Genomic DNA, 11,847 nt, shown 5'->3' with positions numbered 1-11,847 from the left:
ACTTTATTCCAAAATAATGAAAATTAGTTATAGCCAATTTGGTTAAAATTTTGTAATATAAAACCAACGAATGTCCTCGACCCTCCTGTCGAATCTTAGGGAGGAAAAGCGGCAACACGCAGTCTTCATCGTGAATTCGACTTCTTTTTCGGCACCTTGCGAGCATACCATCCCTTTGTGATAGATGCCGCCAACATGTGACAGCTCCAGTCCAACTCTGAGAAAATAATCAAAGTAACAATCAGCCGACATTTCCAGCTTCCAAACTTGGCTTCTTCTACTTTCTAACTGTAAATGACACTTATTTTTTTATCCTTTTTACCAGTCCCTTTTCTTTTTTTGGGAGAAAAGTTAAAACGAGATAACTTTAACTTAAAACGTTTACATTCTATGAAGGAGGTGGTCTTCTTTTCAAAAACAAGTTCCGGCGTTGTGTAGAGCTTGTCCAACATTAACTTTTAGGAGGTATTGTTATGAATCAGTTGCGAGTATGGAATCCGCTAGCATCCAAAGTATCCCCGCTGTTTGTCGCTTTTGGCGCTGTCTTGGCCGCCTTCTTCTGCATGATGGTGTTCGCTGAGCAGGCGTCCGCTCATGGCTATATCGAATCCCCGCACAGCCGCGCCTATCAATGCAAGCTCGGGGAGAACACCAATTGCGGACTCGTACAATACGAGCCTCAGAGCATCGAAGCGAAGGGCAACTTCCCGATCGGCGGTCCGGAAGATGGCCATATCGCCGGGGGCGGCGTGTTCCCGGAATTGGATGCCCAATCTTCTACCCGCTGGAATAAAGTCAATATGAACGGCGGCAACAACACCTTTACTTGGAATTTGACGGCGCCGCATGCCACGAAAGAATGGAAATACTATATTACGAAAAAAGACTGGAATCCAAATCAGCCATTGACCCGGGCCCAGCTTGAGCCGGATCCGTTCTGTTACTATAATGACGGCGGGAAAAAGCCTGACAAGTCCGTATCTCATCAATGCAGCGTACCGACAGATCGCAGCGGCTATTATATCATCCTCGGTGTCTGGGAAATTGCCGATACCGGCAATGCCTTCTATCAAGTCATTGACGTCAACTTGAACAATGGTTCCGGCGGCGTGGCGCCATCGGTTCCTGCAGGCGTAGCTTCGCCTTCGCAGACGGAGACGAGCATCTCCTTGACATGGAGCCCTTCTTCAAGCCCGAATGGAATCCAGCAGTACGAAGTATACCGCAACGGCACACTGGCCGGAACGACGGCACAGACCTCGTACACCGATACGGGATTAACGGAGAATACTTCCTACACATACACAGTAAGAGCCGTCGATACGGCAGGAAACAAATCGCAGCCCTCCCCGGCCCTGACCGTCAAAACGTTGGGCGACAGCGGTTCGCAATATCCAGCTTGGGACGCAAGCAAGACCTACGTTGGAGGCGACCGGGTATCGCATAATGGCGCTGTCTACGAGGCGCGCTGGTGGACATCCGGCGAAGAGCCAGGCCAAGCGGAAGTATGGAAAAAGCTCTAGCCTGAACCAGTTAACATACACTCACGACACAGGCTAACGGTGCGGCTTGCGCCCGTTAGCCTGTGCTGCTATATGAGGTGCATCTAGAAGGCCCTTAATCCCCTGCGAACCATAACCCGCACACGCCTACCCGGGTCTTCCCCACGCTAGCCCCCTTGGCAGGTTGGCAGCCGTCTTTACTGGCGTAATGCCTGATACGCATCGCTTCGCTCTTTGCATCATTATCCCATCGCATCAGGTACATTCGCATTCGCTCTTTACACCAGTCTCCCATCAAGTCAGCTATACATGCGCATTGGCTCTTTATCCCACTCTCCCGTCGAGTCAGGTTCACTCGCATTGGCTCTTTATCCCAGTCTCCCGTCGAGTCAGGCACTTTCGCATTGGCTCTTTATCCCACTCTCCCATCGAGTCAGGTTCACTCGCATCGGCTCTTTACGCCAGTCTCCCGTCGAGTCAGGCACTTTCGCATTGGCTCTTTATCCCACTCTCCCATCGAGTCAGGTTCACTCGCATTGGCTCTTTATCCCACTCTCCCATCGAGTCAGGTTCACTCGCATTGGCTCTTTACGCCAGTCTCTCATAATGTCAAATTACCCTGAACCGTTGGGACACTGCCTAGAAGGGACCCGCACACTTAACTACCTGAACCGTTGGGAGATTGCCTAGAAGGTCCCGCACACCTAACTGCCTGAACCGTTGGGAGACTGCCTAGAAGGTCCCGCACACCTAACCTACCTGAACTATGGGGAGATTGGCTAAAAGGACCTGCGTACATCACATGCATCTGCCTGAGTTGCGGGGGAGCGTAATAAGGAATCCCGTCCCGCATTGTTATTCCTGTACCAATGCGGAACAAGCAGGGCACTGGGGTCGTGCCCTGCTGGTTATGTGCGGCGAGTTGAGTTAATGAGAAAGGGCGGCTTATATGCCTAGTCTTTGTAGGGATCGAACTCGTTCGCTCCGGCCATGCAGACGCCGATTGGCTTGAGCACATGCAGCACGTCGAGCGTGTTCCGGTGCGAATCGAGCACGTCCTGCAGCTTGCGGTAGACGAATGGGCTCTCGTCGGTGCCTGCGCCGCGCAGCTCGACGCCGAAGCTCCGGACCGCCTCTTGCATCTGCTCCGGCGTGATCTGTCCGCCCGTCCGGGTGCGGGTCTTCCAGTTCATGCGGCCGGCGGCCTGGGTGCGGCTCATCATCCGGCCTGCGCCATGAACCGTGCTGTAGTAAGCATCCCGGTTCTCCTCCGAATCCGCGCCGCGCACGATGACGGAAATATCGCCCATGCTTCCGCCGATGAAGCCAAGCTGTCCGGGAGCCGAAGGCGTGGCCCCCTTGCGGACGACGATAGCATCCCGCCCGTTATGCCGTTCTCGCCATGCGTAGTTATGGTGATTATGCACTTCGAAGTCCGCCTCCGCCCCGAGGATGGACAATACTTGGCCGATGACGTAGTCCCGGCCGGCGTAGGCGTACCGCCCGGCCAGCTTCATGGCGCGGAAGTACATGTCGCCGAGCTCGCTGTCCAGCTTTGCTCTGGTACCATCCGCGGCGAGGCATGCTGATGTCCACGCGGCTGCGGAACATCGCGGAGGCGGACATGGAACCGGTGCCGGACGGCATGGCGGAGACATGGCTGAGCCGAATCGCGGCCGTCCTGGATTCCCGCAAGGAGCATGCCGTGATTGAGGTCGTCCGGATGTACAACCGGGAGTTGTCCCGGATCATGTACGGCTTCTCCTGCTTCGAGAAGGAAGTGGAATATGTAGAGGAGGAGGACAGCTACCGGATTCGGCTCGCCTTCATGGGCGACGAATGCGAGTATGTGCTATCCAAAATCCGCTTCCTCGGCAAACGGGTCCGCATCGTGGAAGGAGAAAAGCTCCAGCGGCGCATGCGCGAAAGCGCGGCGAAGGTGCTCGCCCGCTACGGCATCGGGGCAGAGGGCAGCGAAGCGACAAACAGTCGCAGCGATTAAAAGTCCCGGGCAAAAACCGGATATCGCCCATTGGCCTGTTTTATTTATACACCTGCGATCTATCGTCGGACAACGCTTCGATTTTCAAAAATTCAAACTGCGCTTCAAAGCCTTCTCCCTGCGGACTGCACGCATAGATGCCGGCCTGAACGGGCTGATCCGTCCGTTCGAACAGATGGGCCATGCGGATCTGCCTCCAGGCCTGCCCATCCCGCGAATAATCGGCATAGAAATCGCTGCCGATTCTTGAAATCCGAAAATAAAGCGGCGCGTTCCCTTCGTCCGCCTCCTGGGTCGACCAATCGGAATAGCCGTGATTCGTCACCACGGCACCGAGCTTATTCGGGCTGTCGGGAATATACTCTGCCGACGACTTCATCCATGTATCGGGCGAAAATCGGACCATCACGCCGGCCTGGTCATAGCGATGGACAGGAAATGAATGAACTTTGGTCGTCAGCCTCAAGTTCCCTGCCGCTTCGGCATAGAGAAAATGACCGTTATCCGCTTGAAAGCCATAATGCGTTTTTTGCCAAAAATCAGTATCTTTCTTCGTGTGAACGATCAACCGGGATGAGCCCGTGTCGATCGACCACGCTCTGGGCGGCGAAAACCAGTTCAAGCTGGCGTGGAGCCGCTCGTCCTTAAAATGTTCATGCAGCAGCAGATGGCTCATGTCAAATCCCTCCGGTAAACACAGGTTGCGTGTAAGTGATGGAAATAAAAGGAGCCTCCTGCGAAAGGCTGCCCCATAAGCAGGAAGGCTCGGACTTGTCTATTCGACAATAATGTCTTGCAGGACGAGACGCACCGGGTTGTTGATCGTGTCGCCGACCGGGCAAGTGCGTTCAATGAACTCTACGAATTCCTTCGCCTGCTCGCAGGAAGCATTGCTTTTGATATGTATATTATAACGAATCTCCGAGTATCCGCGGCGCACATCCGACTTGTTCATAAAGCCGTCCGTATCCAGATCCCCTTCTAGTTCCACCCAGAATGCCTCAAGATCGATCTTGAACTTGCGCGCATAGGCTCTGGCGACGATGGACTGGCAGGCCCCCAGGGCGCAGAGCACGACCTCCACCGGATTCATGGCTGTGTCCGTCCCGCCCAATGATTTCGGTTCATCGATCATGATCTCGAAATTTCTCGATTTTGCCCTTACCACCATCCCATCCTGCAGGTGTGCGGTCGCTTTAAACGTCTCAACTGGCATAGGATAACCCCTCTCCCACATTTTAACTTCCATTATAACATAGTTAGGAGATAAAAATAGTAAGAATTTAAACAATCAAAATTAGCGTAATCCCCCAATTTAGCTCCACCATGAAGGGGCAGCCGCTGCCCGCGCTGCCTCTTCCCTGCCCTTCCTGGGCATTTCCCCAGAACAATCATGCGCTTCCTCTCCGCTCTCGCCGATCGCGGCCCACGTAGGCGAAAAAATATTTTTTCTGCCGCTTTCCCTTGATGCATCAACCTCTGCGCAGGCAAGCTCCCGTTCGGCCGGCCTCGCCGGGGAAGAAAAAGATTGACTGCTTGCGGTATAATAGGAAGCGGATAATGTGTTCGGTCTGACATATCGAGTGCCGTTAGAATGACACTCCAATCGAAATGTACGTGGAAAAAGGAATATCGGGAGTGAAGATCTAATGGAAACATGGAAGAAAAATCTGTGGATACTGTGGTTCGGAGCATTCATTGTCTCTTCCAGCTTCTCCATGGTCGTTCCTTTTCTGCCGCTCTTCCTGATTCAGATCGGCGTCAAGGATCATCTGGAGCTGTGGTCCGGGATTCTGTTCAGCAGCGCCTTCCTGGCCGGAGCGATCGCTTCTCCGTTCTGGGGAGCCGTCGGGGACAAATACGGGCGGAAGCCGATGATTATCCGGGCCGGGCTGGCGCTCTGCGTCATCTATCTGCTGACCGCCTTCGTCACCAGTCCCGTTCAGCTGCTCATTCTACGGTTGCTGCAAGGGCTTCTGTCGGGATTCATTCCGGGTTCGATCGCGCTGGTCGGCACGAATACGCCGGAGCGCAAGGTCGGCTATGCGCTGTCGATGATGTCCACGGCGACGGCGACAGGCAGCATCATGGGGCCGATGCTGGGCGGCGTGCTGGCAAGAATCTTCGACAACCGGATTGCGTTCGGCAGCGCGGGAGTGCTCTGCTTCCTGGCAACCCTGCTCATTATTTTCTGGGTCAAGGAAGAATCGTTCGTGCCGAGCAAGGATCGCGTCTCGATCGTGCACACGTTCAGCCTGGCGGCCCACAATAAGCCGCTGCTCGTCGTGCTTGTTCTGTCGCTCTGCACGCAGTTCTCGGTCATGACGATCGAGCCGGTGCTGCCGCTGTACATTGTCGAGCTCGGCATCTCCGACAAGAACGCCTCGCTAGCGGCCGGCTTCGTCTTCTCGCTCGTCGGGGTAGCGAGCATCATCTTCGCGCCGCGCTGGGGCAAGATGGCCGACCGGGTCGGATTCCAGCGCGTCCTGCTGATTGGCCTGCTCGCCGGCGGCATTGGAACGCTAGCCCAGATTCCGTTCCACAACATCTGGTGGTTCTCGTTCATCCGGTTCGCGTACGGCATCTTCTTCTGCGCCGTATTTCCGGCCTTGAACGGACTCGTCGTCCGCGCGACGGACAGCGAATTCCGGGGCCGCGCGTTCAGCCTGAATCAGACGGCGAACCAGCTTGGGGGCATGCTCGGTCCGCTGGTTGGCGGCGCGATCAGCGGCGTATTCTCCATTCATGCCGTCTTCTGGGTGACCGGTATCCTGCTCCTCTCCACAATGGGGCTCGCATCCTGGTCGCAGCGCAACGCGAAGCGGAGTTCCGCATCGGCGGAGCAGGGAATGTAACTTGACAATGCCTGCGAAGAAACCAGGCATCAAATGGGGCTTGCACGAGGCAAAAGGCCGAGTTCCGGGTAAATGTACCCAGACTCGGCCTTTTGGCTTCCTTGTTGCCCTCTTGATCCATTGGACGGGGAAAGACAGCCCTGTTCCGCTGCCAATTAGGATTTCATTATTGTAGTCATGATCTGCTCCAGCTCTTCTTCCGAGTTTTGCAAAAAAATGAGCATTTTGAGCCCGTCCTGCACCCCTTTGGCATAGAACCAGCCCATCTGCACTAAAGCGAGTTCCGCGTGCGCATCCAGCCATTCCAGGTGCAAGTCTTTTGCCTGTTGCTGTAATTCGCGCTGCAGCGCCCGTTCTAGTGCTTTCCGTTTATTCTGCAATATTGCGATCTCCGGCAGCAGTTCCACATGCTCTTTTAGATATTCAAGGCGTTGATGCAAGGTTTCCTTTACCCAATCGGACATATTGCTTCCTCCACATCGATTTCTGAACTATCAGCTTTGCCTCATTCATCTTTTTGACTTGGAATCTCTGCGAATCGTTCTATTATATTATAACATTTTTATCTTTGTTATGTTATAGTGATATCTCTTTTTCTTCTATGTTTTACTAACCTCTAACTGAGGTGACTTTCATGTCAGATTTGCTAAAGCTCGTTGGCGAACAGCTCAGAATGATTCGAACCGCCAAGGGATTAAGTCAGGAACAGGTTGCGGAAAGAACCGGCAAAGAAGGAATGAGCAAGTCGCGCATCTCGGATATCGAATCCGGAAAAGTCAACGTAACCTTGAAAACATTGGAATCGCTCATGCATGCACTGGATATTGGACCGGCTGAATTGTTTAATTTTGAGAAGCTCCATGGCAAGGATGGCATCGAAGAGAAGCAAATGCTTCTTGATCTCCATAAAATTGCGCTGATGGAAAGATCGATTGACGAGGTTAAATATGTCGTTCGGACCGCAAAAGACTTTCTTGAAACGATAGATGCCCAAGCTGCAAAAGAAAATAAGAAGCGTTAATTGTCTGCGCCCCGGCCGCTCCGGAGCCAGTAAGGCCCAAAAATCAGAGGGCGGCTCGCGCTCTCTGATGGATATCTACCGGATTGCCTTTATGTTCTTTTCATTTCCTGCCCCCCTTGGCTGTACTTCCTTGGACCGGCTTGGTCTACTCCGTAAATTTTTCTTTTCCCATTGACTATCCCCGTAACGGGCAAGCCTCCGTTGCAGCTCTTCCAAGCGGTCAATCCCCCTCAAGCAGATCGGGAGCATCGATATTTTCATAGTCGGCTGCAACAAGAAAGCGGCTTTCCCGGAAGATCTTCCATGTAAGATTGTTGGATTGGCAACCCCAAGACGAGGTTTTCACGGATTGCAATTCCGCCCATAATATACAAAAAACCCGAAAGCAAGCGATCCTGTTCGGGAGCACTCAACTTCCGGGCCTTGGACTCCTTCCCCGCGTCTATGCCAGGGAATTCGTTATTTGCGGCGCGATGCCGGATGCCACGCCGCTTGGCGATGCGATACAGCGCCACGCCAGTTCCTCCAGCTCCTGAATCTCCCTGCAAAGCTGCGCGATGATGGCCGCATTATCGTTTCCGCCGTGGATGGCCATGAGGAAGAAATTTTTCAGCATATCCGCCTTGCGGGCAATGCGGCGCAGCAGCTGCGCCAGGCTTCGATCCCCCTCCGCCGCTTCCACGAAGCAGGAGAAGGCATAACGGGAGCCCGCAATGAATTTGAAGGCATGCGCATGGCAGTCATACAGCTCGGCCAGACTTGCGAACGGCCCCGTCTCTCCGCCGCATGCATAGGCGCGGACGATCTCGTAGTATGCCGTCTCCCCCTGCCGCCGCGCCATGCGCTCCGCATACCTCTCCCTAATCCGGTTCCAGTCCGGACTCGCCTTCGCTTCCGGCTTGCGGAGCAGGAAAACGGCCCGCTCCTCCGGCTGCAGCGCAGGAACCTTGCACATCCGCCGGAGGTCCTCTCCCGATATCTCCCCTTCGTATTCGGGGTAAGTATCGCGAATCGCATAGCGGCCCGAACCGCCCGGCTCGGGAGTCCACCCGCATACCCATATCGAATGCGCCGCTTCCGGATCGCCGAACGTTCCCGGCTTCGCATAAGGCGCTTCCCCGCAGGAGATCCAGAGGAAGGCCGCGCAAGCGCCGTAATCAATGCGCTGCAGCAGCGGGGCAATCTCCTCGTCATCCGCATAAGGCAGCTGTTCATAAGGAATGCCGATCAGCTCCAGCTCGGACGGCTCCAGACAGGGGGAATGGTAAAACCATGGCTTCGACTTTTTCACATACAAATGCTCGTAAATCTCCTTCGTGCTCTCCCACGCGTTATAATAGAGCGCCTCGACCGGCATTCCCCATTCCTGCAGCGCCAAGGTTACCTGAATGGCCCGGCAATCGAAGAAGCCAGCCTCGAACCGCAGTCTCTCACGTATGTCCATCACAACAACGCTTCCTCCCTCTCCTCATTTCATTGCGCCAAACATGCCGAGCCGCCGGGCCCTCATTAGCTGCCCGCGCTGCTGTACCCTCGTACCGCCCGCTTCCAGCACCATCTGGCCAGCAGCAGAAGCAGAAGCGGCGCCGCAGCCGCCCAGGCGATATCCCAGGAGCTCAGGTCATTGAAGACAAACTTGGGTGCGTAGTTGCTGATAAGAAACACCGGGATTACGTAAACGCCGATGCGCTGCAGCCACGACGGGAAAATATCGAGCGGCATATTGTTCGCATCCCAGATCGAATGCGCGATCTCCGTCACCGCTCCGGTCTGTACGAAGCGGAAGGCCAGCAAGGCCGGCAGCAGCATCAGACCGTAGGTGACAGCCAATGCCGCCAGCAGCAGCCCGGCGAAGCCAACGAGATTCGCCGCATTCAGGGGCAGCCCGGCGCGGGACCAGCCGACAGCGATCATGGCGGCTCCGGCCAGCACGTTCGGCACCGGCAAGCCGATATCGACATAGCGAAGCGAGACGAGAAATTGCAGGGAAACCGGCTTCGTCAGCAGCAGATCAAGCGAACCGTCGCGCACATATTGCTGCAAGCGGATGAAATTGACGTAGAACAAGCCCATATAAAGTCCCGTCATCATCGTGTAGGTGCCGATGAACAGCAGGATATGATCCGGCGTCAGCTTCCCAATATGGAGATTCGTCTGATAGACAATCAAAATGTACAGCGCCTTCACGCATAAAAAAGCGATTTCGACCGCAATGCCCATCCAGAAATTAAAGCGGTACTCCATGCTGGCCGCCAGGCAATTGCGGATAAAAACGCCATACAGACGCATATACTCCGCTCCCGTGCGCCATGCGTCCCGGAAGGGCCTTCGTCTCTCTCCACCCATCGCCGCCTCATCCTCCCAATCCGACATACCGCTTCAGGCCAAGCCGCCATGCGATGTGCGCGGTCCCGGCCAGCAGCACGAGCCAGACGCATTGGATGGCAATGCCGCCGAGCGCTTCGCTTGCGGGAATCCGGCCGGTCAGTACATTGACCGGAAAATAAATCGTATATTTGAACGGCAGCAGGCTGAACCATCCGTTCACCGTCTCGCCGAACACCTCGAGCGGCACGATGCCGCCGCTGACGATCTGCACGATAAGACCGGTGATGACGAAAAAGTAAGAAATCTCCGCCAGCCGGAAGGCCAAGGCGCAGATCGCGTAGGACAGCAGGAATTGCACGAACGAAGCCAGAAGGAGGGCTGCCGCGAACAGAGCAAGACGAGCAGGCGGCAGCGGAGCATGGCCGTAGCGGACGGCGGCGAGCAGCACGGCGGCCGCGAGTCCGATCAGCACGGTGTCCGGGATGACCCGGCTCCCGGCATAGGCAGAGAGCCGATAGCCGAAATAGCTGATCGGACGGACCAGATACGCGTTCAGTCCGCCGCTCTTGATGTCTTCCGCGATCGTGTGCTCCAACTGGGTCATGACGAGCTTCGTCACGATGCCCGACAGGATCGTGTACAGAATCATCTGGCTGTAATCGTATCCGTACAACACCCCGTCGGCGGACGAGCGGTACACGGCCGTCCAGATCAGCGACTGAATGCCGATAGGGAAGACGAGGCTGACAAGCCCGATCAGGAATTGAAGCCGGTATTCCATTGAGGCCTGGAGCCCGATCTTGAATGCGGCGGCATACTTGCCGGCAGCGATCCGGAAGCGGCCCGCCCTGGAACGGCCCGCATCGTGCTCCTTGCCGTCCGCCGTCCCGGTACCGTCCGCGTGGAGGCCGCCGTTATCGAAACCAGCCCTGCCGTGCGGCCGGTTGCCCGGCAGGCCGCCGCTGTCTTGCCTGTTCCCCGGCCTCTCCATCGGCGGATTATCCGGTTGGCCATTCGGTTGATCTGCTGGCTGATCATCCGGCTGGCCATTCGTGCCGCTGCCGTCCCGCAACCGCTGTCCGCCGCTATCCTTCCGTCGCATGCCGGGGCGCTTCGCATCCATCCGCGCGCTCTCCTTCCCTTTCCGACTTGGCCGCATACAAGCGCTCGATCGCTTCCTCGACCGGGATCTCCTCCACTGTCCAGTCCTCGACCAGATCATGGTCAAGCAGCAGACGCGCCAGCGGCTTCACTTCATCCGCCGCCACCTCCAGCTCGGCCGTCATCCCCTGATGGGCCCGGACCTCCGCCAGCATCCGCACGAGCGCTCGCAGCTCGATTAGGGGAATGTCGGCAGCGAACCGCACCTTCATCCGTTTGCGGCGGCCGAAGGATGCGCTGATTCGCGTCAACTCCCCATCATAGGCGATTTTCCCGCCGTGAATGACGAGCGCCCGGCCGCATACCTGCTCGATATCGCGCATGTAATGGCTCGTCAGCAGAATCGTCGCCCGCTTCTCTTCCTTATAAGCCCGCAGGAATTCCCGCACATTCTGCTGGGCGGCGAAGTCCAGACCCAGTGTCGGTTCATCGAGGAACAATAGCTGCGGCCGGTGAATGAGCGCGGCGATGATCTCCATCTTCATCCGCTCGCCCAGCGACAGACGGCGCACCTGCACGCCGAGCAGATGCCTTACATCGAGCATGCCGGCCAGTTCGTCCAGCGTCATCCGGTATTCGCGATCGCCGAGCCCGTAGATGCATTTGTTCAAATAAATCGATTCATTCGCGGGCAGATCCCACCAGAGCTGGCTTTTCTGGCCCATGACGATGGCGAAGCGGCGCTTGAACTCCCGCCGGCGCTCCCAGGGCACATAGCCGAGCACCTTCGCCTCTCCGGCCGACGGATGCAGAATGCCGGACAGCATCTTGAGCGTCGTCGTCTTGCCCGCTCCGTTCGGGCCGATGAAGCCGACGGCTTCGCCCTGGGCAATGTCGAAGCTGATGCCGGCGACGGCATGGCGGTACAGCTCCTCGCGGCGGAACAGATGGCGCAGCGAATGCCGGAGGCCGCTCTGCTTGCGGTAGTAAGCGAAGGTCTTGCTCAATCCCCGCACCGTGATGGCGCTCATGGCAGTT

11 protein-coding genes and 1 pseudogene are annotated in these 11,847 nt (G+C 56.2%); 4 read left to right on the top strand and 8 right to left on the bottom strand.

The window, feature by feature from the left end; all coding sequences use genetic code 11:
- Window positions 1-473: 473 nt before the first annotated feature.
- On the top strand, window positions 474-1,523 hold the full coding sequence (locus L6439_RS04610) for a lytic polysaccharide monooxygenase (protein ID WP_269155979.1): 1,050 nt from the start codon (window positions 474-476) through the stop codon (window positions 1,521-1,523).
- A gap of 932 nt (window positions 1,524-2,455) precedes the next feature.
- Here the strand turns inward: L6439_RS04610 and L6439_RS04605 are convergent.
- Window positions 2,456-3,055: pseudogene (locus L6439_RS04605) on the bottom strand (RtcB family protein); the annotation flags it as partial.
- Window positions 3,056-3,090: 35 nt separating this feature from the next.
- Here L6439_RS04605 and L6439_RS04600 point away from each other — a divergent pair.
- Window positions 3,091-3,504: a WYL domain-containing protein gene (locus L6439_RS04600; RefSeq protein WP_237096744.1), complete on the top strand. Its 414-nt coding sequence runs from the start codon at window positions 3,091-3,093 to the stop codon at window positions 3,502-3,504.
- Window positions 3,505-3,544: 40 nt separating this feature from the next.
- On the opposite strand, the gene L6439_RS04595 is transcribed toward L6439_RS04600, so the two are convergent.
- Window positions 3,545-4,180, bottom strand: a complete 636-nt coding sequence (locus L6439_RS04595; protein ID WP_213471086.1) for a DUF1349 domain-containing protein — start codon at window positions 4,178-4,180, stop codon at window positions 3,545-3,547.
- A gap of 99 nt (window positions 4,181-4,279) precedes the next feature.
- Window positions 4,280-4,720 carry an OsmC family protein gene (locus L6439_RS04590; protein WP_213471085.1) on the bottom strand — a complete coding sequence of 147 codons (441 nt, stop codon included), beginning with the start codon at window positions 4,718-4,720 and terminating at the stop codon, window positions 4,280-4,282.
- A gap of 433 nt (window positions 4,721-5,153) precedes the next feature.
- Here L6439_RS04590 and L6439_RS04585 point away from each other — a divergent pair, with 433 nt between their 5' ends.
- Window positions 5,154-6,359 (top strand): MFS transporter, encoded by a 1,206-nt coding sequence (locus tag L6439_RS04585; RefSeq protein ID WP_168181981.1) that lies wholly within the window; start codon window positions 5,154-5,156, stop codon window positions 6,357-6,359.
- A gap of 155 nt (window positions 6,360-6,514) precedes the next feature.
- Here the strand turns inward: L6439_RS04585 and L6439_RS04580 are convergent, their stop codons facing one another.
- The gene (locus tag L6439_RS04580) at window positions 6,515-6,823 is read right to left on the bottom strand and encodes a hypothetical protein (protein WP_168181979.1); all 309 of its coding nucleotides are present in this window, start codon (window positions 6,821-6,823) and stop codon (window positions 6,515-6,517) included.
- Between the two features lie 170 nt (window positions 6,824-6,993).
- Here L6439_RS04580 and L6439_RS04575 point away from each other — a divergent pair, with 170 nt between their 5' ends.
- Complete coding sequence (locus L6439_RS04575) at window positions 6,994-7,380, top strand: helix-turn-helix domain-containing protein (protein WP_168181977.1); 387 nt, start codon at window positions 6,994-6,996, stop codon at window positions 7,378-7,380.
- A 442-nt stretch (window positions 7,381-7,822) separates the two neighbouring features.
- Here L6439_RS04575 and L6439_RS04570 read toward each other — a convergent pair whose 3' ends face one another.
- The 4 genes from L6439_RS04570 to L6439_RS04555 form a co-directional block, all read right to left on the bottom strand.
- Complete coding sequence (locus L6439_RS04570) at window positions 7,823-8,824, bottom strand: hypothetical protein (protein WP_237096891.1); 1,002 nt, start codon at window positions 8,822-8,824, stop codon at window positions 7,823-7,825.
- Window positions 8,825-8,889: 65 nt separating this feature from the next.
- Window positions 8,890-9,726, bottom strand: coding sequence for an ABC transporter permease (locus L6439_RS04565; protein WP_213471083.1), 837 nt, complete (start codon window positions 9,724-9,726; stop codon window positions 8,890-8,892).
- A gap of 7 nt (window positions 9,727-9,733) precedes the next feature.
- Window positions 9,734-10,831: an ABC transporter permease gene (locus tag L6439_RS04560; RefSeq protein ID WP_172878885.1), complete on the bottom strand. Its 1,098-nt coding sequence runs from the start codon at window positions 10,829-10,831 to the stop codon at window positions 9,734-9,736.
- Window positions 10,794-11,840 (bottom strand): ABC transporter ATP-binding protein, encoded by a 1,047-nt coding sequence (locus L6439_RS04555; RefSeq protein WP_172878887.1) that lies wholly within the window; start codon window positions 11,838-11,840, stop codon window positions 10,794-10,796. The genes L6439_RS04560 and L6439_RS04555 overlap by 38 nt, the downstream gene beginning before the upstream one ends.
- Between the last annotated feature and the right edge of the window lie 7 nt (window positions 11,841-11,847).

The organism is Paenibacillus dendritiformis (assembly GCF_021654795.1).
Taxonomy (GTDB): domain Bacteria; phylum Bacillota; class Bacilli; order Paenibacillales; family Paenibacillaceae; genus Paenibacillus_B.
This window is presented reverse-complemented; position numbering and strand designations above follow the sequence as displayed.